This window comes from Mesorhizobium sp. M0751 (assembly GCF_040320265.1).
Lineage (GTDB): Bacteria > Pseudomonadota > Alphaproteobacteria > Rhizobiales > Rhizobiaceae > Mesorhizobium.
In genome coordinates this window covers 155,615-178,537 of the sequence record NZ_JAMYPH010000014.1, presented here as the reverse complement: position 1 = coordinate 178,537, position 22,923 = coordinate 155,615, and the positions used below count along the sequence as shown (strand labels likewise).

The 22,923-nt window shown below is 61.3% G+C and carries 19 protein-coding genes and 1 pseudogene; 15 read left to right on the top strand and 5 right to left on the bottom strand.

Translation table 11 applies throughout. The features are described from left to right. Nucleotides 1-129: 129 nt before the first annotated feature. Nucleotides 130-1,401 carry an O-antigen ligase family protein gene (locus NKI19_RS21695; protein ID WP_352487955.1) on the top strand — a complete coding sequence of 424 codons (1,272 nt, stop codon included), beginning with the start codon at nucleotides 130-132 and terminating at the stop codon, nucleotides 1,399-1,401. 124 nt (nucleotides 1,402-1,525) lie between these two features. On the opposite strand, the gene NKI19_RS21690 is transcribed toward NKI19_RS21695, so the two are convergent. Beyond that, nucleotides 1,526-2,737, bottom strand: coding sequence for a polysaccharide biosynthesis/export family protein (locus NKI19_RS21690; RefSeq protein WP_292659420.1), 1,212 nt, complete (start codon nucleotides 2,735-2,737; stop codon nucleotides 1,526-1,528). A gap of 207 nt (nucleotides 2,738-2,944) precedes the next feature. Beyond that, nucleotides 2,945-3,622 carry a sugar transferase gene (locus NKI19_RS21685; RefSeq protein ID WP_352487956.1) on the bottom strand — a complete coding sequence of 226 codons (678 nt, stop codon included), beginning with the start codon at nucleotides 3,620-3,622 and terminating at the stop codon, nucleotides 2,945-2,947. A 557-nt stretch (nucleotides 3,623-4,179) separates the two neighbouring features. Here NKI19_RS21685 and NKI19_RS21680 point away from each other — a divergent pair. After that, nucleotides 4,180-4,500: an exopolysaccharide production repressor protein gene (locus tag NKI19_RS21680; protein ID WP_352487957.1), complete on the top strand. Its 321-nt coding sequence runs from the start codon at nucleotides 4,180-4,182 to the stop codon at nucleotides 4,498-4,500. Nucleotides 4,501-4,544: 44 nt separating this feature from the next. Here NKI19_RS21680 and NKI19_RS21675 read toward each other — a convergent pair whose 3' ends face one another. Then, complete coding sequence (locus NKI19_RS21675) at nucleotides 4,545-4,973, bottom strand: hypothetical protein (protein WP_352487958.1); 429 nt, start codon at nucleotides 4,971-4,973, stop codon at nucleotides 4,545-4,547. On the opposite strand from NKI19_RS21675, the gene NKI19_RS21670 reads away from it, so the two are divergent. The 7 genes from NKI19_RS21670 (at nucleotide 4,958) to NKI19_RS21640 (ending at nucleotide 12,991) form a co-directional block, all read left to right on the top strand. Next, a complete protein-coding gene (locus NKI19_RS21670) occupies nucleotides 4,958-5,980 on the top strand; it encodes a glycosyltransferase family 2 protein (RefSeq protein WP_352487959.1) in 1,023 nt (340 codons plus the stop codon). The genes NKI19_RS21675 and NKI19_RS21670 overlap by 16 nt on opposite strands. 269 nt (nucleotides 5,981-6,249) lie before the next feature. Beyond that, nucleotides 6,250-6,651: a hypothetical protein gene (locus NKI19_RS21665; protein WP_352487961.1), complete on the top strand. Its 402-nt coding sequence runs from the start codon at nucleotides 6,250-6,252 to the stop codon at nucleotides 6,649-6,651. 131 nt (nucleotides 6,652-6,782) lie between these two features. Continuing rightward, entirely contained in the window at nucleotides 6,783-7,649 is an 867-nt protein-coding gene (gene exoK, locus NKI19_RS21660) for an endo-1,3-1,4-beta-glycanase ExoK (RefSeq protein ID WP_352565228.1), read from the top strand. Nucleotides 7,650-7,734: 85 nt separating this feature from the next. Continuing rightward, a complete protein-coding gene (locus NKI19_RS21655; protein WP_352487963.1) occupies nucleotides 7,735-9,066 on the top strand; it encodes a UDP-glucose dehydrogenase family protein in 1,332 nt (443 codons plus the stop codon). A gap of 31 nt (nucleotides 9,067-9,097) precedes the next feature. Then, nucleotides 9,098-10,177 (top strand): glycosyltransferase, encoded by a 1,080-nt coding sequence (locus NKI19_RS21650; protein ID WP_352487965.1) that lies wholly within the window; start codon nucleotides 9,098-9,100, stop codon nucleotides 10,175-10,177. A 115-nt stretch (nucleotides 10,178-10,292) separates the two neighbouring features. Then, nucleotides 10,293-11,531 carry a glycosyltransferase gene (locus tag NKI19_RS21645; protein ID WP_352487967.1) on the top strand — a complete coding sequence of 413 codons (1,239 nt, stop codon included), beginning with the start codon at nucleotides 10,293-10,295 and terminating at the stop codon, nucleotides 11,529-11,531. Beyond that, nucleotides 11,528-12,991: a lipopolysaccharide biosynthesis protein gene (locus tag NKI19_RS21640; protein WP_352565226.1), complete on the top strand. Its 1,464-nt coding sequence runs from the start codon at nucleotides 11,528-11,530 to the stop codon at nucleotides 12,989-12,991. The genes NKI19_RS21645 and NKI19_RS21640 overlap by 4 nt, the downstream gene beginning before the upstream one ends. A gap of 222 nt (nucleotides 12,992-13,213) precedes the next feature. Here the strand turns inward: NKI19_RS21640 and NKI19_RS21635 are convergent. Beyond that, a pseudogene (locus tag NKI19_RS21635) lies at nucleotides 13,214-14,263 on the bottom strand (polysaccharide pyruvyl transferase family protein); the annotation flags it as partial. A gap of 303 nt (nucleotides 14,264-14,566) precedes the next feature. Here NKI19_RS21635 and NKI19_RS21630 point away from each other — a divergent pair. The 6 genes from NKI19_RS21630 to NKI19_RS21605 all read left to right on the top strand — a co-directional run bounded on the left by NKI19_RS21630 (nucleotide 14,567) and on the right by NKI19_RS21605 (nucleotide 22,179). Beyond that, nucleotides 14,567-15,739, top strand: a complete 1,173-nt coding sequence (locus tag NKI19_RS21630; RefSeq protein WP_352487969.1) for a glycosyltransferase family protein — start codon at nucleotides 14,567-14,569, stop codon at nucleotides 15,737-15,739. 11 nt (nucleotides 15,740-15,750) lie between these two features. Next, nucleotides 15,751-16,743, top strand: coding sequence for a glycosyltransferase family 2 protein (locus NKI19_RS21625; protein ID WP_352487970.1), 993 nt, complete (start codon nucleotides 15,751-15,753; stop codon nucleotides 16,741-16,743). Continuing rightward, on the top strand, nucleotides 16,743-17,693 hold the full coding sequence (locus tag NKI19_RS21620) for a glycosyltransferase family 2 protein (protein WP_352487971.1): 951 nt from the start codon (nucleotides 16,743-16,745) through the stop codon (nucleotides 17,691-17,693). Before NKI19_RS21625 ends, NKI19_RS21620 begins: the two co-directional genes overlap by 1 nt. After that, nucleotides 17,683-18,633 (top strand): glycosyltransferase family 2 protein, encoded by a 951-nt coding sequence (locus NKI19_RS21615; RefSeq protein ID WP_352565224.1) that lies wholly within the window; start codon nucleotides 17,683-17,685, stop codon nucleotides 18,631-18,633. The genes NKI19_RS21620 and NKI19_RS21615 overlap by 11 nt, the downstream gene beginning before the upstream one ends. Before the next feature lie 79 nt (nucleotides 18,634-18,712). Beyond that, on the top strand, nucleotides 18,713-19,609 hold the full coding sequence (locus NKI19_RS21610) for a UTP--glucose-1-phosphate uridylyltransferase (protein ID WP_023676320.1): 897 nt from the start codon (nucleotides 18,713-18,715) through the stop codon (nucleotides 19,607-19,609). Nucleotides 19,610-19,758: 149 nt separating this feature from the next. Then, nucleotides 19,759-22,179 carry a polysaccharide biosynthesis tyrosine autokinase gene (locus tag NKI19_RS21605; RefSeq protein ID WP_352487973.1) on the top strand — a complete coding sequence of 807 codons (2,421 nt, stop codon included), beginning with the start codon at nucleotides 19,759-19,761 and terminating at the stop codon, nucleotides 22,177-22,179. 15 nt (nucleotides 22,180-22,194) lie between these two features. Here the strand turns inward: NKI19_RS21605 and NKI19_RS21600 are convergent, their stop codons facing one another. Next, entirely contained in the window at nucleotides 22,195-22,896 is a 702-nt protein-coding gene (locus NKI19_RS21600; protein ID WP_352487974.1) for a metallophosphoesterase family protein, read from the bottom strand. Nucleotides 22,897-22,923: the final 27 nt, after the last annotated feature.

The window sequence follows — 22,923 nt, the reverse complement described above, 5'->3', positions numbered from 1 at the left end:
CCGGATGGGTTATATTGCACTGCACAATGCGAGCGCCTGCAGGCGAGGCTCCCATCGATCCGACGAATCGGCCCATGAGCGGTCCATGAAATCGGCATTGAGCTGCAAGGACGGAAAACCGCTACCGAGATGAAGATTCCAAAATCTCTGTTGATTGATCCGGACAAGAACGCGGTCTATGGCAGCTTTGCCGTTGCCGTCTCGATCTGGGCGTTCTCCTACTCGACCATTTTCGGCCAGGCCATGATCCTGGCCTACTATGCGGTCTGGCTGCCGCTCATCCTGGTCGACTATCGGAAGATATTAAGGCACGCTTCCAGCGCCTGGCTTCCGCTGGCCTTTGCAACCTATGTCTGCTTCTCGGTGTTCTGGTCGGCGGCTCCCGGCACCACGGCAAGGACGGCCGTCCAATATTGCTCCCATATCGCCTGCGCCTATATTGCCGCGCGCACCGTCAGCGTCCGGACCTTGACCATAGGCGCCCTGATCGGGATTTTCGTCGTCCTGCTCTACTCGCTCAAGGTCGCGAGCTATTCCTACGACGTTCTCGATGGGACGTATAATTTCGTCGGCGCGTTCAGCTCCAAGAACCAGATCGGCTTTGTCGCATCGCTTGGCATCTATTTCTGCGTTGTCTACCTCGCCTTTCTCAGGCGCGGCCGGATAAGCTTTTTGCTGATCGTACCGATTGTCCTTCTATCGGGCTATCTGCTGGTCGTGTCGCATTCGGCCACTTCGATGGCATCGACCCCGGCGGTTCTCGCTCTGGTCGCCCTGCTTTCCATCGGCAAGCTGCTTTCGCTCCGACATCGCCGGGTGATTTTCATGATCGGTGCGGGCGGGCTGGTCGCCTGCACCGTGATTGCGCTGAATCTCGGACTGATGGACTTTGTCCTTGGCCTTTTCGGCAAGGATTCGACGCTCACCGGACGAACCTACCTCTGGCAACAGGGCTGGAATGCCGCGCAGCAATCGCCCATCCTCGGCGTCGGCTACGCGGCCTATTGGGTGCAGGGCTTCTCCGAGGCCGAGCGGCTGTGGAACGAATTCTACATCGCCGCCCGAAGCGGCTTCCACTTCCACAACACCTACATCGAGACCTTGGTGGAACTCGGCTTCGTCGGCGCGACACTGCTTTCGCTGATCATCCTGCGCACGCTCTGGGGTCACGTCTCGGCGCTGATATTCAGGACATGGCAAGCCGACTCCGTGATTCTTGCCGGCGTCATGGTGCTTCTGTTCATCCGCTCCTTCGTCGAGGTCGAGACCCTTAACCCCTACATCATGGGATCGTTTCTGCTGTACTACAGCTACTTCAAGCTGGTGAGGGTGCCGGCCGTCGCTCCTTCCCGGTGGAGCGCCGTGAACCACCTAAAGGAACCGGACGCCGTGCGAGGCTAGAGCGGGCGGATCCAGGCGGTTCCTGCCCGAAGGCCGCCTTGTTTTCTGATCTATAAGATACCAAACGCAAAAACCCCGCAGACCGCTGCCTGCGGGGTTGGTGCTTCGCTCCGGTGGAAAGAAGCTACTGGATGGCCAAGGGCGCCGGTTTGACCTTGATCACGTCCCCTGGCAGCACCGGTGTGTCTTCATCGGCGGTGATTTCGCTGGTCTTGCCGTCGACCACCCGCACCAGGGAAAATGACAAGGCCGCTGGTTCGTTGTTGCCGTAGAATTGCGGCATGGGGCTGCCCGACAAGGCTTCGGACATCAAGGCTTTTTCCATATTCAGCTTCAGCGTCACCTCGTTGAGATCGGCTTCCGTCTGTTGCCGGTCGGTCGCGAGGCTGGAGTTCTGGGTGTTCTCGAGATCGATGGCGTCCTGGGTGGCCTTGCTGATCGACTGCTTGGCCGTGAGAATTGCCGTTTCGTAATCCAGGATCTGGCCTTCAAGGTCGGCGATGGTTTGTTGCGAGTTCAAAACCCGCGTGTTGACGACCAGGCCCTTTTGCGCCAGCGACCCGATGCCGTTGAGCTGCTCCTTCGCCAGATCGACCTGCTTCTGCTGGTTGACGATCTTTTTCTGCAGCGAATCGATCTCGCTCTGCAGCAGCGCCTTCAAATCGTCGAGCGCCTGCAAGCGCAGCTTGAGTTTCTTCTGGTCGGCCGCCAGGATCGCCGTTTCATCGGCAACAATGCTGGGCAGCTTCGGATCGTCGGCCACCTCTTTCGGCACCGCGAATGTCGGCTTGTCCGCCAGTTCCGCTTCGACGCGGGCGCGCTTGACGGTCAGCCTGACCAATTGGTCTTGTAGTACGTCGAAATTGCCCTTGGCATTGATCAGGTCGCGGTCGAAGCGCTGCCCGCTCTCCGGGTTCCGCCGGGCTCCGCCGGCAATGCTCATCGCTTTCAGCACGGACAACCCAGGCACACAAGGGTACTGGCCGGGCGATTGCACCTCGCCAGAGATGTAGAATGGCCGGTACTGCGCCATTTCGACGGAAGCCTCCGGCTTGTCGGCCAGAGCGAGCTTGCGCTGCAGCGCCTCGCCGAGCGATGCCGCGATCTCCGAAGTCGTCTTGCCGGATGCGGGCATCTCGCCGACGAAGGGAACCGACAAGGTTCCAGCGGGGCCGACTGTGTATTCTCCATTGATGGCCGACCAGTCACGGAACGTGCCTTCGACGGTCTGCCATTCCGCCACGCGGATGGTCAGCTTGTCCTGTGCTCCTAGCCGATAGTCGTCGGCGAAGGCAAACTGTGGCAGCGCTAGCGACAGCGTCAGGCCGGTCGCCATTGTGAGGCAAGTCGTCAAAAGCCGTACTCGCCGCATGCGTCTGGAGAGAATGCCGGTGCAAAAGATATCGATTATATCTGCTTTCAACTGAGCGTTTCCGATCTGGTTTGCCCCGCCCGATGAGCTGCCGATGCCTGAGTCAGGGGCCTGAGTTCCGGGCCCGAATTCTGGACAGTCGCTCCTCGATGCACGGCCAGCAAGCGGCCGTCAGTAGCAGCCTCGCGACATCCAGACCGCAGGTACGGTCTTGATGATGATGCGAATGTCTTCGAACATCGACCAGTTCTCGACATAGTGCCTGTCGAACGCGACGCGGCTGTCGTAGGAAACATCGTTGCGTCCGCTGACCTGCCAGAGCCCGGTCAGGCCGGGGCGCGATTTCAGGTAATAGACGGCCGAATTGCCATAGATCTCCAGCTCATCGCGCACCACGGGACGAGGCCCGACCAGGCTCATATCGCCCTGCAGGATGTTGATGATCTGCGGCAACTCATCGAGGCTGAGCTTCCTCAGCACCGCTCCGACGCGCGTGATCCGCGGGTCGTTCTTCAACTTGCGGGTCGCCATCCATTCGGCGTTGGCCTCCGGATTCGCGGCGAGATAGGCAGCAAGCACCCGCTCGCCGTCTGGAACCATGGTGCGGAACTTGAGGCACGGAAAAATCCGTCCTCCGCGGCCGATTCGGCTGTGACCATAGAAAATCGGCCCGCCATCGGAAAACCTGACAAGCAGCGCTATCATCACGAACAGCGGGCTGAGAGCGACCAGGCCGATCAGCGAACCGGCAATATCGAAGCTGCGTTTGAGCAGGCCGCCGATCGGTGGCGGAAAATCGAGGCCGGCCTGCGAAAAATCCGCATCGGCCGGCTTGGCTACGTCCCTCATGCGTAAACTCCATACGTTGAACGGATGGTTTGGCGCACGATACCAAAAAAATGTTGCAGCGCAACACACAATTTCCCAGCCGGCTGTAATAGTCGCGTCATGAACTGACTAAATAATAAACTCGTCCTGCACAAAATTTCGCCTTTATGTCGCAAAAGAGACAGATTATGGGCAATTTTGGAAAAGCTAGTCCAATTTTGGGGCTGATTTTAGGCGATTCGCTCTTTATACGCTGCTACGGAGCTTTGCCGTCATTTAGAATTTCAAAATATCGACTGATCTCATGATAAAATACTAGTCGATATTATAACTCTTACTAGAGCGAGTCGATATCCGGCAATCAGTGGTGATGCCGACGTGTGCATTGCACCATGGCAGAGTCGATCCCGAGGATTCGTTTAAAATTATTCCGCAGCTGCCCTTGCCGCCTATTGCGCGGCTCAATAGAGTTGCAAATTGTTTCTGTCGGACTATGGACAGATTGGGCTAGGCCGGAAGCAACCGGCCAGAAGCGGGCAACCTAAATAAGCTCGCAGAGTTTAAGGGAGGTGCTCGGGGTGGGCTTGTCGACATTTTTTCCCGAGCCGGTTGATGGGCTATCGGGTATGTCACTGCCAAAGTTCATTATCGGAATGTGTTTTGCGCTGGCGATCGTGATCGTCTGGTCCTATTTGGGCGGCGCCTCGCTCGGTACGACGCTTTTTCGCGTCATCGGCTGTGCCATAGTCATCCAACTCGGTTATTTTCTGCTGGTCTTTGCCATGGTCGCCAGAAATGCCCCGACCCCGGCCGACAAAATTCGCGACACAGAACGAAAGCTGAGTTCGAACGAAGCGGCCGAGGGCGAGAAACTCAGCGCCAGGAGAGGCCTTCACTGATTTCGGGCCTGGCCGTGGTCTGCGATGTCCCTGTGACCTGTGGGTCAAGCCCGCCGGTCCTCTGACGAATTGCTCGCCTTCAACAACACCGGCGGTAGGCATCCCTGTTCTTTCAATTCCTTGACACTGCGGGCCTCGACGCTCTCGCTCCGCCCCACCGCCGTCCGGTCGGCGAGGATCAGCAACTGGTTTTCTGCCAGTCGAGCGCACTGATGGAGCGTGTAGGAACGGCTCTGCCAAGCGGCGCATTTCTGGAGCCATCCCGATTGAGGCTCGCCGCCTGCCCAACCGGGCCATGACACCCAGCAAAATGAAAAACTGGACGGCGTCGATGATTTTGGCGATGCTTGCTTCGCAATTGCAGCATAGGCATTTGGGCCGATGCATTTCAGATGGGCGATGGGGCATTGAGCGGACGAGGCGAGGAAATCCGCAACGACTTCTGCAATCGAGAGGCATGTCCATGACATCATCCCAGGTCTGCGTGATCATCGCCGCCCGCAATGCGGCGCGGACAATCCCGGCTGCCATTGCATCGGCATTACGCGAGCCTGAGGTTGCGGAAGTTGTCGTCGTCGACGACGCGTCCACCGACGATACCGCGAAAGTCGCCCACGCGGCCGGCGACGGCACGGGCCGCCTTTCCGTCATCCGCTTCGACGTCAATCGCGGCCCATCCTTTGCACGCAACGCCGCGATAGCCGGTTCCAGGTCGCCGTTCATCAGCATTCTGGACGCTGATGATTTCTTTTTCGAAGGCAGGTTTCACAGACTGTTCGCCAGCACCGATTGGGATTTCGCTGCAGACAACATCATGCTTGTCAGGGACGACGCGGCAACCGATGTTTCGAAAATCGTCGCTCCACCGTTCTCGCCCGAACCGGAATTCCTCGATTTCGAGGGTTTCATCGACGCCAACATCTCCAGGCGCCGTGTGCAACGAGGGGAACTGGGCTTCCTCAAGCCAGTGATCAGCCGCGCCTTCCTCGATCGGTATGGGCTGCGCTACGACGAGAAGCTGCGCCTGGGTGAAGACTATGAACTCTATGCGCGCGCGGTTGCCCATGGTGCGCGCTTCAAGGTCATCAAATCCTGTGGCTACGGCGCGATCGTGCGCGCCGATTCGCTGAGCGGACGGCACAAGACCCAGGACCTCAAGCATCTGGCCGATGCCGACCTGGCACTGCTGGCGATCGACAGTTTGCCGGAGGCATCGAAGGCTGCGCTGAGAAGGCACGAGCGGCACATCCGCGACAAATACCGGTTGCGGAAGTTTTTAGACGTCAAGGCTGAGCGCGGGCTGGCGCCGGCCGCGGCCTACGCCTTGGCCGGCTCGTCCAACCTCACGGCCGTCGTCCGCGGCGTCGCCTCCGACAAGCTGGATGCGCTGTTTCGCCGCGCGGGCCTCGCCGCGAAGCGTCAGCATGTACCGCCGCTGCGCTTCCTCATGGCCGGAACCAGCACGGCCAGCGAAAGCTAGGCCCGTCAACGTGCGATGGCGGTAGCCACGCCCTTACCCTTCGGTCGGCTCGCACCATTTCAACGAGATTCATGAGTTTACGATCTAGGTGGTTGCCTATGCGCGCAGGGAATGGCAATCTATGTTGCGGTGCAGCAATTTTGGATGGCCAACCGAACGGGCCCGAGACATCCCCTGTCGAAGGAGCTGGACGATGCAAGAAATGTCTTTCGAATGTGGACGGGCGCCAAGGCCGGTCACCAGCTCGACGATGATGGGGCGCTGACTGCATGGCCTCGATCTTTCGCTTCCGATCGAGAGATCCGGCGCGCGACACGCAGACCGACACCTCGCGCCTCGATCGGTTGGCAAGGCTGCTGGACCAGATCGCGGCCGAAGTCGAGGCGGAGAAGAGCGGACTTGAGAACCGCTACAGGACAACGGCCACCAATGCCGCCTTTCTGGTCGAGGCCATGGAGAACGGAGCGGTCTCCTCTCGCAGGTCTTCAGAAGTCGGCGAACTGACCAGGTCGATCCTGAATTGCGAGCGGCGCATCGCAGCGTTGTCGCGCCAGATGCAGATGATGAAGGATCTCCGTCATTCGCTGGATGAAATCTTCGAGCGGAATCGGCAGAACGACCCCGACATAAGGAGCGATTTTGTGAAGCCTGCCGATTCCGGTACGGGCTGAGCGAACACCCCGGGTCGGCGTAATGGTTTTAGGCACAACACGGAGCTTGGGAGCGACAGAGATCAAGATCAGGTTGTTTCGTCACGGTTCGACGATCGCTTTGGGGGCGCACAGCACAAGGTGAGTTTGATATGAATGCAGATCCTAAAAGCACGTCCGCCCCGGCAACCCGCGGCACCCCGTTCGCGCGCCCGATCCCAGGCAAGCTGCGGCGGCTCCGTCCAGACGGCGCGTTTCTGCTGGTCGTTCTCGTCAGCCTGGTTGCGGGCCTGGTGCCCGTCCGCGCCCAGGATCTCCCAACCGCGCCGTCCTTTGTCGATGATTTCACCAGCCTCAGTCGCGCGCGCTGGTACATTTCCGACGGCTGGACGAACGGCAAGCATCAGAACTGCACCTGGTCCAAAAGCCTGATCGGGCTTTCCGACGGCATGCTGACGCTCGGTTTCGAGAAGCGCAAGCTGAAGGATCGCGAATTCGCCTGCGCCGAGATCCAGACCAAGCAGCGCTTCGGCTACGGCACTTACGAGGCGCGGATGAAGACCGACACGGGCTCCGGCGTCAACGCGGCATTCTTCAGCTTCGTCGGCGATGCCGACAAGCAGCCCCATGATGAAATCGACTTCGAGGTGCTGACTAAGGACACGTCCAAGGTTCAGGTCAACGCCTACATAGCCGGCAAAGGCAAGAACGAGAAACTGGTCGACGTCGCCGGCGGCACCGACAAGGCCTTCAACGACTACGCCTTTGTCTGGGAAAAGGACCGGCTGCGCTGGTACGTCAACGGCAAGCTTGTCCACGAGATCACCGATCCGGCGAAGCTGCCCACCCATTCGCAAAGAATCTATTTCAGCCTGTGGGGCAGCGATACGATGAAGGGCTGGATGGGGCCGTTCTCGGATCCGGGCCGCAAGCTCACCATGCAGGTGGATCGCGTTGCATTCACCGCACTTGGCCAGCCCTGCCAATTCCCGGAATCGCTGGCATGCAACACAAACTAGAAGCGCATCTGAACCGGCCGGGCCGAAGATGGTCCGAAGCCCGAAGCTCGAACAGGCCCGAAGCCTTGAACAGGAATGAAACCGAATGAATTTGACTGTCTTTGGAATCGGCTATGTCGGTCTTGTACAGGCAGCGGTGCTTGCCGAAGTCGGCCATCAGGTGGTCTGTGTCGACATCGATGCAAAAAAGGTCGAGCGGCTCAACCAGGGTCATGTCCCGATCTTCGAGCCGGGGCTCGAAAACATGGTCAAGGAGAACCATGCCGCCGGCCGCATCAAGTTCACCACCGACGCCGCCGCGGCGATCAGGCATGGCCAGATCCAGATGATCGCCGTCGGCACGCCGCCGGGCGAGGATGGTTCGGCCGACCTCAAATATGTGCTGGCCGTCGCCGAGGCCATCGGTCGTGAGATGGAGGAGCCCAAGATCGTCGTCGGCAAGTCGACCGTGCCCGTCGGCACCTGCGAAAGGATAAAGGCCAGGATCGCCGCAACGCTGAAGGCGCGCGGGCGCGAGGATCTGGCTTTCGACGTCGCCTCCAATCCGGAATTCCTCAAGGAAGGGTCCGCTGTGAGCGACTGCATGAAGCCCGACCGCATCATCGTCGGCACCAGCAACGAGGAGACCGAGGCGGTGATGCGCGAGCTCTACGCGCCGTTCAACCGCAACCACGAAAAGATGATCGTGATGGATGTGCGCAGTGCCGAGTTCACCAAATACGCGGCCAATTGCATGCTGGCGACCAAGATCAGCTTCATGAATGAAATGGCCAACCTGGCCGAGCAACTGGGCGCCGACATCGAGGAGGTCCGCAAGGGCATCGGCAGCGACCCGCGGATCGGCTACCACTTCATCTATCCGGGCCTCGGGTATGGCGGCTCGTGCTTCCCGAAGGATGTGCGTGCCCTGATCAAGACCGCCGAGGCCGTCAAGTTCGACGCCAAGCTGCTGCGTGCCGTCGAGGAGCGCAACAACCAGCAGAAGTCGGTCCTGTTCGAGAAGGTGGACCGCTATTTCAAGGGCAATCTCAAGGGCAAGACATTTGCTCTGTGGGGCTTGGCCTTCAAACCCAATACCGACGACATGCGCGAGGCCCCGGCCCGCACGCTGATGGAAGCGCTCTGGGCCGCCGGTGCCAATGTCCAGGCCTATGATCCGGAGGCGATGCAGGAATGCCAGGCGATCTACGGGCTGCGGGACGACCTGCAACTGTGCGGCACCAAGGAGGCCGCGCTGCGAGGCGCCGACGCGCTCTTGATCGTGACCGAGTGGAAGAGCTTCAGCGCACCGTCCTTCGATGCCCTGAAGAACGCGCTGACCACGCCCGTCATCTTCGACGGACGCAATCTCTACGACCCGAAGGTCATCGCCCGCCACGGCATCGAATACCACAGCATCGGCAGAATGGCGGCGTGACGCTAGGGCGGTCCAGCAAGGAGCCAGGTCCATGAAAGTTCTGTTTGCAGGCGGCAACGGCTACACCCCGCAGTTCAGCGGTGGCGTTCAGTCGAGCACGCACCATCTGGTCGAGCAGCTGCGCGAGCACGGTCATGACGCCTCGGTTCTGGCGGCGCTGTTCGGTGACGGCATGTTCGGTTTCAAGGCGCGCGCCAAGATGAAGCTGCTTCGCCAGCGTGCGGTCATCGACAGCTATCCCGGCTATCCGGTCGTGCGGGCATGGTTTCCCTGGGAGGCGGCCCGCTTCGCGGTCGAACGGCTCGATCCCGATGTCGCCGTCGTGCAGTGCCACAAATCGGTGCCGATCGGAAAGGCGCTGCAGGCGCTCGGCGTGCCACTAGTGGTCTACCTGCGGAACGTCGAATTCCACGAATTGGCCGGCGACCTGCGCGAATTGCATTCGGCGCTTTATATCGCCAATTCCGAATTCACAGCGCGCACCTATAAGGAAAAGTTCGGCATCGATTCGACCGTGATTCCACCGACCATCAATCCCGGGCTCTATAGCACGCCGACCACCGGCGAATTCGTCACGCTGATCAATCCTTACAATGAAAAAGGGTTCGAACTCGCCGTGCGCATCGCCGGCCAATGCCCCGAAATCCCGTTCCTGTTCGTCGAAAGCTGGAAGCTCGACGACGACCACCGGGCGCAGATCGAACAGATCATCGCGCCGCTGCGCAACGTCAGGCTGGAAAGCCGCACCAGCGACATGAAGACCGTCTATGGCCGCACCAAGATTCTGCTGGCGCCCAGCAAATGGGAAGAGGCGTGGGGACGGGTGGCGTCCGAGGCCCATTGCAGCGGTATTCCGGTCGTCGGGTCCCGCCGCGGCGGCCTGCCGGAAGCGATTGGCGCCGGCGGCGTGGTGCTCGACTACGACGCACCGCTCGACGACTGGGTCGCCGCGGTCAGGCGGCTATGGAGCGACAAGGCCGAGTACGACCGTCTGTCGGCGGCGGCGCAGCTGTTTTCGGAGCGGCCGCAAATGAACCCCGACAGCCAGTTCGCGACTTTTCTCGGCGTTCTCGACCGCGCCAGGCAAGGCGCGCTGGAGCGTGCCGCCTGATGCATTTCGTCCAAAGCCATGCATGTCGCCTAAAAGCCGGCTCTCGCGCCTGACCGGGGTGGGAGCTGCTTTGGGACAACGACACGCACCACACCAGACGCTTGAAGCGCCTCGCATGGCGGCGACGGGCATCAGCCCTCATCCGCGCGAGCAGATCGCCGACCGGCCTCGAAAGATCGTCCATTCGATGAAGATTTGCTTCGTAGTTGATAAGTTCCCCTCTTTGTCGGAGACCTTCGTCCTCGACCAGATAGAAGGGTGCCTCGAGCGCGGCATGCAAGTCGGCGTCGTCTGCAACGAGACGTCCTTCGGCAAGGACAGCAACATCGACGGCCGCTGGCAGGCTCTCCCTGGCAAGGTCGTCTGCTGGTGGGGTGGGCTGGGGCGCTTTCGTCCGACGCTCAGGAGATGGTCGGGCAGGTTCTGGGATAAACTCTCGACCGCCGTCGACATTGCCTTTGCGCGCAAATTGCAGAACGCCGATGTGATCGTCGCGCATTTCGGCAATAACGGCATGCGCGTCGCCCGCGCCATGAAACGAGGCCGGATTTCCGCTCCGCTGGTGACCATATTCCACGGCCGCGATGTCGGCGAACCGCTGCATGACAACACGCTCACGCGCTACAAGGTGGTCTTCGAAAAGGGCGTTCTCCAGCTCCCGGTGAACGGGTTTTTCCGCGACGCCCTGATGGGCGTCGGCGCACCCCCCGCGCAGGTCATGGTTCACCATATGGGCGTGCGGCCCGGTGAGATCGGCTACCATTGGCGTTCCTGGGAACGGGACACACTGTCCTTCATCTCGGTCTGCCGGCTGACCGAAAAGAAGGGCATCGAATTCGCCCTTCGGGCGCTGGCCAGCCTGCCGCGGCGTGACTGGGTCTATTCGGTAATTGGCGGTGGCGAATTGCTGGAAGAGTTGAAGAAGCTCGCCGCAAATCTCGGCATTGCCGACCGGGTGACTTTCCTCGGGCCGCGTCCGCACGCCGAGGTCAAGCAGCGCCTGCGAGATGCCCACGTATTCCTGCTGCCCAGCGTTGCCGCGCGAGACGGCGATCTAGAGGGTATTCCGGTGGCGCTGATGGAGGCCATGGCCGCCGGACTGATCGTGGTCAGCACCTATCACTCGGGCATCCCCGAGCTGATCGAGGATCAGGAGACAGGTTTCCTCGCACCGGAGCGAGACGTTGCGGCGTTGGCCCGCAAGCTTGTCTGGGTGGCCGAGAACCCGGACAAATGCGAACGCATCGCACGTGCGGCGCGCCGCAAGATCGAGCAGGATTTCAACGCGGACGTGCTCAACGAACGTTTTGCGCAGATCGTTGCCCAGCTGGCCGAAGCCAGGCACCCGGCATGAATGCCAACCCGCCCCCCCAGTTCGGTCGCGTCGCCCTGCGCGGCGGCGTGGTGACGATCGGCGCGCAAGGCTTCAGGATGGCGATCCAGTTTCTCTCGGTCATCGTGCTTGCGCGTCTGCTCGTGCCCGAGGATTTCGGCTTGGTGGCTTCCGTCGGGCCGATCGTGGCCTTTGTCGGACTGCTTCAAAACCTTGGCCTGCAGCAGGCCGTGGTCCAGCGCAAGGACATCAGCACCGAGCAGCTCAACCAGGTATTCTGGATCAGTGCGCTGGTGGGGCTGGGCAGTGCCGTGGTGGTTGCATGCCTCGCGCCCGCCATCGCTGCCTTCTATGGCGATCAACGCATGGTCGGGATCACCATCGGCTCTGCCTTGCCGCTGCTTCTTGGCAGTCTCGCCGCGGTGCCGCTGGCGCTGATGAACCGCCATTTGCGCTTTGGCCAGCTCGCATTGAACGATGTGATTACCGCCGCTGCCGGACTTGCGACTACCGCAGTGGCCGCCTATGCGGGGCTGGGCTATTGGTCGCTGGTCATCGGCCCGGCGGTTTCGGCTGTTGTCGCGCTCGCCGCGGCATGGCAGGTGGCGCGCTGGACGCCGTCACGGCCGGACCTGAAGGTCGATACCGACATATTATCGTTCGGCGCCAATCTGACCGGCTTCAATCTGGCCAACTTCTTCTCGCGCAATCTCGACAACATCCTGATCGGAAAATATTCGGGCGCGATCGAACTCGGCTACTATGACCGCGCCTACAAGCTCCTGCTGTTTCCGCTGCAGAACATCAACCAGCCGCTGACACGCGTGATGGTGCCGCTGCTGAGCCGCATCCATGAGGACAAGGCACGGTTTCGCGATATCTATGTGCGAACCAACTGGATGCTGGCGGCCATCACCATGCCCGGCATCGCGGCGCTGACGTTGACGTCGGACCAGGTCGTCGGGCTTCTCTTCGGCGAGCGCTGGACGGCGGTGGCGCCGATCTTCGCCTGGCTGGGCATTGCCAGCCTGATCCAGTCCGTCTCGAGCACCACCGGATGGATCTTCATCTGCCAGGGCAAGACCAAGACCATGTTCCACTGGGGCATCTACTCGTCGCTGACGACGGTCGCCGCCTTCATCATCGGATTGCACTGGGGCGCCGTCGGTGTCGCGGCGGCCTACGCGATCAGCGGCTATGTGCTGCGCGTCCCGGTACTTGCCGTTCTTGTCCACCGGGTCGGCCCTGTGACCGCAGCCGACTTCCTGGTCATGCAGGGGCTTTTCATAGCCTCGTCGCTGCTTGCCTGGTCCGTCTACCGCGAGTTGCCGGCATCGCTGACCGGCCAGTCAGACCTGCTCGCGGTGGTCCTGGCGGTTGCCCTCAATTATTCGATCGGACTGGTCCTCATGCTTGCCCTTCGCCAGTCGCGCAGCGCCCTGTTCAGCACGCTTTCCAGCGCCATGCGCAACGCCCGCTAGGCCGGCAATCACCGGCCTCAACAGCGCACCCGCCGACATCGCCGACGTATGCTCCTCAAGTACTGCCTGAAGGCTCGTCCTGCGATAGAGGTCGAGATTGGCGGTAAGTCTGCCGAGCTTCTCGCTCGCTTCCTCGGGCGTCACCGTGTCGATGTCGAGCAGCAGGTCGGCGACGCCGATCCGCTTGGCAAGTTCCTTGGTCTTGAATTCATAGGCAATCGGCAGCACCGGCGTGCCGACGCAGAGCGACATGATCATCATGTGCATGCGCGTTGCGACGACGAAGTCGAAGCCCTTCACCAGTGCCATCAGTTGCTCCGGCGTGTGGAACGAAGCGTCCACGCTGACATGCTTGGCGATCTCCGGATCGAGTTCGGCAACAATCGTCCGCGCCGTCTTGGAATCATCATGGGCGTATTCCGGCACGCCCTGGCAGGTGGAGACGAAGGTGACCTCCTTGGCGTGGTCCCTGACCAGGATGGTCGCGATCTCGCGGATCGAGTCGATGTAGCGGCGCATGCCACCCTCGCCGTCGCTGACATAGTTCCAGTGACGGACGGAAATGGCGACGCGGCCGGTGACGGTTGTCGACTGGCCGGAGGCCAGAATTTTTCCGATCCTGTCGGTGTCGGCCAGGGTAAAGACGGCGTCGGCCACGACGTGGCATTTGCCGGGGTCTTTCACCATGTCCACAATGTGGCCTCTCGAACGTTCGTCGCGCAGCAGGATGAGCGGGCTCCGGTCGAAGATCGGGCTCAACTCCTGGCGATTGTAACTTTTGTTGAACGGGCCGAGCGATTGCGTGAAGAAGACGGGGTCCTTGCCCAGAATCGCATCAATCCGGAATTGATTGAGCCGCCGCTCCAGATTGTAGGTCTCGACGAGATAGGTTCCGCCTGTCGTGACCACGAGGTCGGCGTCTCTGTAGATGTCGAGACCACGGCGATTGCTTGGGCTGAAAAAACGCCCGAGAACGCCGGTGCCGAACCGCCGCAGGGCAGTGAGCACGAGCCGATTGTAGAGCGGCTTGAACAGGTTCTTCAGTCCGCTGCCGTATTTGTAGCGGAACAGCGATTCCGACAGCAGCTTGTGGAATGCGAGATCCGGATAGTCCTTCTTCGTGTAGAGCCTCGCCGCCACCTCCGGCTGGCTGTCGAAGACGTAGAACTGGATATCTTCTTGCACGATCGTCTTGAAAACATGGCGGATCGCCAGGAGGATCGCTGCATCCCCGGTATTCAGGCAGACGGTGTTTTCAACCGCGATCTTCATGGAATGACCTCATTTCGTGAGTAGTCCCGTGCTTCCATCGACGGGTGCGAAGGGGGCGGATTGCAGGCGGGTTGGCCGAAAATGCTGCACGCCAAGGATGGTCCTCGCGTCGTGATTATTGGCGCGCAGCCCGATGGCAGGCCAACGCGCGGTCCATGCGGCCCAAGCAGAGCGAGATTAACCCATCGATTTTGCAGTGCAACAAAAAATGTGGATCTTTGCTACGCTGCAACCAAAAATGTTGCGATGCAGCAAGAGCTGTACTAGCATCGTAGCGGGCGGGCCAACAGCGGTCGAGTTTTCATGCTGCATGTCTTGTACTTGGTACACGACGTCTCCGACCCGGCAGTGCGCCGGCGGATCATAATGCTCAAGGCAGGCGGCGCCCAGGTTACGCTGGCCGGCTTTCGTCGTACGGCAAGCGCAGTTGCTGATGTCGAGGGCTTGCAGCCGATCGATCTCGGCCCGACTCGTGATGGCCGATTCGCCCAACGTCTGGCCGCGATCATGAAGGCGGTCGTCTCGACCGGCTCGAAGCTGGGCTCGATGCCACGGCCCGACCTCATTATCGCGCGCAATCTGGAAATGCTGGCGCTTGCCCGCCGCGCGAGGTCGGCCTTCCAGGCAACGGTGCCGATCGTCTACGAGTGCCTGGACATTCATCGCCTGCTGCTTCGCGACGATCCGCTGGGCTGGGCGATGCGCGGCGCAGAACGCTTCCTGGCCAGGGATGTGAAGCTTCTGGTGACCAGCTCTCCGGCCTTCATCGCCAACTATTTCAAGCCGTTCGGACAGATTGCCGCCCCGGTCGAACTGCTCGAAAACAAGTATTTCGAGCCGGCCGCGCCCTCGCTGGATGACCGGGCGGCGCCGGAGAACCCCGTTGCGCCGCCTTGGCGGATCGGCTGGTTCGGGGCGCTCCGCTGCCGCCGTTCCCTGGAGCTTCTGGCCGACTTCTCGCGCCGCCTCGACGGCCGCTTTGAAATCGTCCTCAGGGGCCGGCCGGCGCTGTCCGAATTTCCCGATTTCCACGGTTTCGTCGAATCGGAGCCCTGGCTCTCGTTTGGCGGTCCCTACCGCAATCCCGAGGATATGGCGGCGATCTACCGCGAGGTTCACTTTTCCTGGGCCATCGACTTTTTTGAGCAGGGCCTGAACTCCGAATGGCTATTGCCCAACCGGCTTTATGAGGGCTGCCGCTTCGGAGCCGTGCCGATTTCGATGGGAGCCACCGAAACCGGCCGATTCCTCGACCGGCAAGGCATTGGGGTTCTTTTGCCAGAAGCCACGCCCGAGGCGCTCGAAGCCGCCGTCGGCACGATGGAGCAGCATCGGTTCGAGACATTGAAGGCGCGTGTTCTCGCCCGCAATCCGCGCACCTGGAGCTACGACCGCGCCGATTGCCGGGCGCTCGTCGAAAAGCTCCGCGGGCTGACTGCGGCTCCCGGTCCATATGCTGCCGAAGCATTGGCATAGAAGGACTGCCGATGACGCAAACCGAAATTCCATCCTGCATGATCGTGGTTCCGTGCCTGAACGAAGCGGCCCATATCGGCGCGTTGCTTCGAGAGCTCCGCCCTGCGGCCGAGAGGCTGGGCGCCGTGATCATCGTTGCCGATGGCGGCAGCACGGACGGCACCAGGACTATCGTCGCGGACATCGCCGCAAAAGATAAGCGGATGGTCCTGCTGCACAATGAAAAGCGCTTGCAGAGCGCGGCGATCAATCTCGCCGTTGCCAGATTCGGGGACGGCGTTGACTATCTCATTCGCATCGACGCGCATGGCGGCTATCCCGCGGATTATTGCGACCGGCTGGTCGAAGAAGCGCAGGCCACCGGTGCAGATTCGGTCGTCGTCTCGATGCTGACCAGTGGCAGCGGCATGGTGCAGAAAGCAGCGGCAGCGGCGCAGAACTCCAGGCTCGGCACCGGCGGCTCCAAGCACCGGCATCTTTCGGCGGGGGAATGGGTCGATCATGGCCACCATGCCCTGATGCGGATATCGGCTTTCATCGCGGTCGGCGGCTATGACGAGACGTTCAGCCACAATGAGGATGCCGAACTCGACTATCGGCTCCGCCAGGCCGGTTACCGCATCTGGATGACCGGCAAGACGCAAATGGTCTACTACCCGCGCTCCTCGCTGAAGGGCCTCTATTTTCAGTATCTCGGCTATGGCCGTGGCCGCGCGAAGAACGTTCTCAAGCATCGCATGATCCCGAAAATCCGGCAGATGGTGCCGCTTCTGGTGTTCCCGGTGGTTCTTCTCGCCGCCTTTTCCTTCGTCCACTGGCTGGCGGCCGTGCCGCTTTTGCTGTGGGCGTCGGTCTGCCTCGGCTACGGCTTTTGGACCGCCGTCAGCCAGCGCAAAGCCGACATTGCGCTTGCCGGGGTCTCGGCAATGGTCATGCATTTCGGCTGGTCGGTCGGTTTCTGGCTGCAACTGCTCGCACCGCGACCGCAGCGCGGGGTAGCGTGATGGACCCGGTCAGGAAAAATCGAAGCATCGATATCTGCGTCTGCACATTTCGCCGGCCGGAGCTTGCCGACACGCTTCGCTCCATAGCGGCCGTGGATATGCCCACGGGATTCGACATCGGTGTCATCATCGCGGACAACGACGATACGCCGACGGCTGAAACGCTGGTCGCCAAGCTGGCGGGGGAGTTGAAGCTGCCGGTGACCTACCGGCACGCCCCGGCCCGCAACATCTCGATCGCGCGCAACGCTTGCCTCGATGCCAGTGCGGCGGATTTCGTCGCCTTTATCGACGACGACGAGACGGCTACCGCTGGCTGGCTTGCCGAACTGGTTGCGACGGCGGAAGCAACTGGTGCAGCGACGGTGCTTGGGCCGGTGCAAGCCCGTTACTTGCCGGATGCGCCCGCCTGGATGCGCAAAGGCGATTTCCACTCGACCTCGCCGGTCTGGGTGAGCGGCGAGATCCGCACCGGCTACACCTGCAACGTCCTGCTCAGGATGGGCGCTGAGAGCCTGCGCGGCCGGCGCTTCAGCCTGGCACGTGGCCAGACCGGCGGCGAAGATACGGAATTCTTCGACCAGATGGTCAAGGCCGGCGGTCGCATCGCCTTTTCGCCGGAGGCTTGGGTCGACGAAGCGGTGCCACCTGCCAGGGCGGCATTCGACTGGCTAGGCCGCCGCCGGTTCCGCGTCGGGCAGACGCACGGTCATCTTCTGGGGCGCAACGCACACGGCCTTGCCCGTCTCAAGCAGGTCGGTCTTGCCGCGGCAAAGGCCGCCTACAGTTTCCTGTCGGCAATTCCGGTCGCCATCGACCCCGTCCGCCGGAACCGCAGCCTGCTTCGCGGCATTATGCATGTCGGCGTCGTCAGCGGCCTCGTCGGGGTTCGTGAAATCCGCCAATACGGCCTGTCTTCGCCGCAGCAAGGGGGCAAGCGTGCAGCCTGACGTGAGCTTCGTGATTGCCGCCTACAATGCCGAGGCGACCATCGATCGGGCGATTGCCAGCGCCGTCGCCCAGCGCAATGTCAGCGTCGAGGTCATCATCGTCGACGACAAGTCGCGCGACCGGACGCTCGACCTGGCGAGATCCTATCCCGAAGACATCGTACGCGTTGTCGCGCTTGAGCAAAACAGTGGCCCCGGTGGCGCCAGGAATGCCGGCCTTGAGCTTGCTCGCGGCAGGTGGGTCGCGGTCCTAGATTCGGACGACGCGGTCTATCCCGGGCGAATCTGCACCATGATCGAACGCGCGGAGAAAGCGGGCGCCGAGATCGCGGTCGATAATCTGCAGGTCGTTCGCGAGGATGGCGTTGCCGAAGAGACGATGTTCCCGGCCGACTATCTGGAAGGGCTCGGTGAAATCTCGCTGGCGGATTTCATCGGCGGCAATGTCCTCTTCGAATCGAGGTTCAATCTCGGCTATCTCAAGCCGATCTTCCAGCGCCGGTTCCTGAACGAGAACGGGCTTCGTTACGATGAAAGCCTGATCATTGGCGAAGACTATATCCTCCTGGCCAGTGCTCTGGCCAAAGGCGGCAAATGCGTGGTCGAGCCGACGACGGGCTATATCTACCACATTCGCACCGGTTCCATCTCCCGGGTGCTCGAACTTCATCACGTCGAGGCGATGCGCAGGGCCGATGCCACCTTCGCCGCGACCCATTCCATGGATGCTGCGGCCGAGGCGGCCTTCGCCAGGCGCTCACGCAGCCTACGGCGGGCGGCATCATTCCTGTCGCTGGTTCAGCACATCAAGGCGCGGTCGCCGCTCAAGGCGATATGGACGGCGCTCAGCGATCCGGCGGCGGTTCGGCATATGGGCATGCCGATCGCCGTCCGGCTGCGAAGGGTAGCGGCACAGTTTGCCGTGGTGGCGGGGAGGTGAAGGGCTGCAGGCGAATGGATGAAGACAGTTTTCGCCGCCTGCGACAGGTTGAAATCGATCTCCTCAGAAGGAACATGCAATGAAAAAAGTCAGGAAGGCAGTCATACCGGTGGCGGGGCTTGGAACGCGGTTCCTGCCGGCGACCAAGTCCATGCCGAAGGAAATGCTGCCTGTGGTCGACAGGCCTGTCGTGCAATATGCGGTTGACGAGGCGTTCGAGGCCGGCATCGAGCACATCGTCTTCGTCACCGGCCGCAACAAGGCGGTGATCGAGGATTATTTCGACCTGCATCCTGAACTGATCGGAACCCTGGAGCAGAGCGGCAAGAAGGCGCAACTCGAATCGCTTGAAAGCCTGCTTCCCGTCGCCGGCGCGACGAGCTTCATCCGCCAGCAGTCGCCGCAAGGCCTCGGCCATGCCGTCTGGTGCGCGCGCGAAGTCATCGGTGACGAGCCCTTCGCATTACTTTTGCCGGACATGGTGTCCTTCGGCGGGCGCGGGTGTCTCGCCGAGGTCGCCGATCTTTATGCGCAGACTGGCGCAAACGTTATCGCTGTCGAGCGTTGCGATCCGACCGAGACCAGCAAATACGGCATTGTCGGGCGCGGCGCTGATGTCGGCACGGGCTTCGAGGTGACGGCCATGGTCGAAAAGCCGGCTCCTGCCAATGCGCCGTCGAACTTCTACATCAACGGCCGCTACATCCTGCAGCCCGAGATATTCTCGCTGTTGGCCAGCCAGCAACGCGGCGCCGGCAACGAGATCCAGCTGACCGACGCAATGGTGCGTCTCGCACAGACCCAGGCTTTCTTCGCCCAGCCTTTCGACGGCCGCATGTTCGACTGCGGTTCGAAGGAGGGCTTCATCCAGGCCAATGTCGCTTTCGCGCTGGCGCGGGAGGACATGAAGGGCCCGATCTTCGAGATGCTGCAGGAATTCGTCCGGTCGCATCAGCGTCGGGAAGAAGCCGCATAATGTCCATTTTTTCGAGGCATTGTGGGTGCGGCTGATGACGCAGGACAGGCCGTTGCGCCGCGCGTAACGCGCACTGTCCGGCGCAAGGTTTGCACCCTATGTCCCGACCTTCGAGGCGGTAGCGCCTGCAAACTAGAATTGGACCGAAGATGAACTATGCCAATTTTCCTGTCGACAAGAGGACGCCATTGCCGGCTTCAAATGCGGCAAACGCCGAAGACTTCATCGACATCGAGCGCCTGCTTGGCATGGCCGCGCGGCAGGCGAAAGTGGTTGCCGCCTGCGCCGTCATCGGTCTCTTTCTCGGCGTGCTCTATTTGCAGACGACGCCTCCTACCTATGTGGCGACGAGCAGCGTGCTGATCGACGAAGGATTGAACAAGGTCGTCGACGACATTTCGGCGGCGTCGGTCAGTATGCAGACCGACTCCGCCGTTCTAAGCCAGATCGAAATTTTGCAGTCGGCCAGGCTGGCGGGGGTGGTCGTCGACAAGCTGAAGCTCGATCAGAACGACGCTTTCATGAACCCTCCGACGTCGGCCATGTCGAAAGTGTCAGGCTTTGTACGCAGTATCATCCAGTCGGTCCGCCCCAAGCGCGCCGCTAGCACAACCGATGTCACTCAGCTTGACGCTGCGACGCGTGACGCGATCACCGCATCGTCATCGCCCCGCGACTACGCAATCTTCAAGCTGCAGAACCAACTCGACGCCGAGCGGATCGGCCGAAGCTTTGTCATCAGCATCTCCTTCCAGGCGACGGATCCGGCGCTTGCGACCGCCATCACCAAGGCCTATGCCGATGCCTATCTCGCCGATCAGCTCGATGCCAGCTTCGACGCGACCGAACGGGCGGCGGTCTGGCTGCAAGGCCGGCTGACCGAGCTCCGCGAGAGCTCCCAGGCGGCCGCATTGGCGGTCGAAAAGTTCAGGGCCGAACATGGACTGGCTGTCAATGACGGCCAGTTGATCAGCGACAAGCAATTGTCCGATCTCAACACCCAGCTGATCGTCGCGCAGGCCGATACCGCACGTGCCGGCGCCCGCTATCAGCAGTACAAGTCGATCGTCGAAAGCGGCTCGGACAATGCGTTCAAGGAGGCTGCGATATCGAATGACCAGCCGAGCAGCTCCGTCATCACGACGCTGAAGAACCGCTATCTCACCGTCGCCAAGCGGCAGCAGGACGTCGAAGCCAATTTCGGCCCGCAACATCCGCAGGCCGTCGCGCTCGCCAAGGAAAAGGCCGACATATCGGCGCAGATTTTCGGCGAGCTGAAGCAACTGACCGAAAGTTACCGCAACGAATACGAGGTCGCTCTGGCGCGCGAAACCGCGCTCCGCGCAAATGTCGCCTTGGCGGCTGGCAAGAGCTCCATCGACAACCAGTCGCAGGTCAAGCTGCGTGAGCTGGACCAGAAGGCGACGGCGCTGTCGACGCTCTACCAGACGTTCCTGAACCGCTATGAGGAGGCCGCCCAGCAGCAATCCTTCCCGGTCGGCAAGATCCGGGTCATCTCGGACGCGACGATGCCGCAGTCGGCCGCAACCCCGCGAACGGCCATCGTGCTGGGGCTTTCGCTGGCGCTTGGCATAATGATGGGGGCAGGGGTTGGTGGCCTGAATGAATTCAGGGAACGCTTCTTCAGGACCGGCGAGGATGTCCGCGACCGTGTCGGCCTCAAATTCCTCGGCTATCTCCCGGTCATCGGCAAGGCTGGCAAGGATGACCAACGCAATGGCGGTCAGCCTGATGTCAAAGTCGTTGAATCCAAGACCGCCAAGTCCTCCAAATCCCAGCCCTCCAAAACATTGTCGGCGGCCGAAAAACGTGCGCGGATGCGGGTAACCGTCGATGCACCGGCATCGATGTTCTCCGAGACGCTGCGCAACGCAAAGATTGCCTTCGACGTCGTGATGGAGGGCCAGGGCAGCCGGGTCATCGGCGTGGTCTCGGTGCTTCCCGGCGAAGGCAAGTCGACGGTGGCCGCCAATCTTGCCGGGCTGCTTGCCGTCAACGGATCGAAAACGCTGCTGATCGATGGCGACCTGCGCAATCCCGGCCTCAGCCGCAGCCTCGGTATGGAGGCCGAGCAGGGCCTGATGGAAGCGGTGGTGAGCGGGCAGACCTGGCAATCGGTCGGCAAGATCGACCGGCAGACCAAGCTGGCTATCATCCCGGCCGTCCTGCGTGGCCAGTTTTCGCATACCAGCGAGCTTCTGTCTTCGGCCGGCATGCGGCGCTTCATCGATAACGCCAAGGAGACCTTCGAATACATCATCGTCGATCTGCCGCCACTCGGGCCTGTCGTCGACGCCAAGGCCTTCGCTCCGCTTGTCGACGGCTTCGTGCTGGTCACCGAGTGGGGACGCACGCCGCGTGCGATGGTGCAATCCGTGCTCAGCTCGGAGCCCTACATCGCCAAGAAGATCATTGGCGCGGTGCTGAACAAGGTCGAACTGAAGAAACTGGCCAAGTATGGCTCGATCGGCGGCTCGGAAAAATTCTTCGACAAATATTCGAGTTACTATCTGGAAAAATCGGAAGCGCGCACCAAGGCAGCCGCCTGAGCGACGATATCGCGCTCAGGAAAATATCAGCCTGGCGCGGTTGTCGACGATCCTGAGGGCGGTCAGCCGGCCGGTTTGGAAGGCGCCTGTGTCTATGCCAAGCCGGCGCCCCTCGAGCTTCGGAATGTCGACCGGCGTATGTCCGTGCACGACATAGCGGTCGAGAAGATGCGCGGCGTCAAAGAACTCCGAGCGGATGTTGAGCAGGTCGTCCTCGTCCTGCGCGGCGAGGTCGATGCCGGGCCTGATGCCGGCATGAACGAACACGAATTTCGCCGAACAGATCATGACCGGCAGCGCGCGCATGAAGCTGATATGGCCGGCGGGAATGATCTCCCGAATGCGCCGGTCGACCTCCTCGCTCGACCCATAGAGATCGGCCATGCGCGACGGGTCGATGCCGTAAGAAAACAGCGTCTGCAGGCCACCTATCGCCAGCCACGACTCTCTCGAAATGATCCCGTCGAGATAGTTCAGCATCACGACTTCGTGGTTGCCGGCAAGGCAAATGCGCTGGAAACCTTGGAGCGGCGGCGCCAGCAGATGATCGAGCACACGCGCCGACTGAGGCCCACGATCGACGTAGTCGCCGAGCATGATGATCAGCTTTCGTCCTTCGAAGGGCGCCGAATCGAGCAGGATCTTCTGCTCCAGGGCGCGGAGTTCCTTGTAGCAGCCATGCACGTCGCCGATCGCATAGACGACCGTGTCCCGCATATCGATTTCCAGCCGCCGTCGCGCCGC

Excerpts from the sequence above, each read along its gene's own strand:
- NKI19_RS21645 (WP_352487967.1), top strand. The coding sequence starts at position 10,293 with ATGGCGGCGACGGGCATCAGCCCTCATCCGCGCGAGCAGATCGCCGAC.
- NKI19_RS21665 (WP_352487961.1), top strand. The coding sequence starts at position 6,250 with ATGGCCTCGATCTTTCGCTTCCGATCGAGAGATCCGGCGCGCGACACG.
- NKI19_RS21630 (WP_352487969.1), top strand. The coding sequence starts at position 14,567 with ATGCTGCATGTCTTGTACTTGGTACACGACGTCTCCGACCCGGCAGTG.
- NKI19_RS21640 (WP_352565226.1), top strand. The coding sequence starts at position 11,528 with ATGAATGCCAACCCGCCCCCCCAGTTCGGTCGCGTCGCCCTGCGCGGC.
- exoK (WP_352565228.1), top strand. The coding sequence starts at position 6,783 with ATGAATGCAGATCCTAAAAGCACGTCCGCCCCGGCAACCCGCGGCACC.
- NKI19_RS21625 (WP_352487970.1), top strand. The coding sequence starts at position 15,751 with ATGACGCAAACCGAAATTCCATCCTGCATGATCGTGGTTCCGTGCCTG.
- NKI19_RS21690 (WP_292659420.1), bottom strand. The coding sequence starts at position 2,737 with ATGGCGACCGGCCTGACGCTGTCGCTAGCGCTGCCACAGTTTGCCTTC.
- NKI19_RS21605 (WP_352487973.1), top strand. The coding sequence starts at position 19,759 with ATGAACTATGCCAATTTTCCTGTCGACAAGAGGACGCCATTGCCGGCT.
- NKI19_RS21670 (WP_352487959.1), top strand. The coding sequence starts at position 4,958 with ATGTCCATGACATCATCCCAGGTCTGCGTGATCATCGCCGCCCGCAAT.
- NKI19_RS21610 (WP_023676320.1), top strand. The coding sequence starts at position 18,713 with ATGAAAAAAGTCAGGAAGGCAGTCATACCGGTGGCGGGGCTTGGAACG.
- NKI19_RS21600 (WP_352487974.1), bottom strand. The coding sequence starts at position 22,896 with ATGCGGGACACGGTCGTCTATGCGATCGGCGACGTGCATGGCTGCTAC.
- NKI19_RS21695 (WP_352487955.1), top strand. The coding sequence starts at position 130 with ATGAAGATTCCAAAATCTCTGTTGATTGATCCGGACAAGAACGCGGTC.
- NKI19_RS21655 (WP_352487963.1), top strand. The coding sequence starts at position 7,735 with ATGAATTTGACTGTCTTTGGAATCGGCTATGTCGGTCTTGTACAGGCA.
- NKI19_RS21675 (WP_352487958.1), bottom strand. The coding sequence starts at position 4,973 with ATGATGTCATGGACATGCCTCTCGATTGCAGAAGTCGTTGCGGATTTC.
- NKI19_RS21620 (WP_352487971.1), top strand. The coding sequence starts at position 16,743 with ATGGACCCGGTCAGGAAAAATCGAAGCATCGATATCTGCGTCTGCACA.
- NKI19_RS21685 (WP_352487956.1), bottom strand. The coding sequence starts at position 3,622 with ATGAGGGACGTAGCCAAGCCGGCCGATGCGGATTTTTCGCAGGCCGGC.
- NKI19_RS21650 (WP_352487965.1), top strand. The coding sequence starts at position 9,098 with ATGAAAGTTCTGTTTGCAGGCGGCAACGGCTACACCCCGCAGTTCAGC.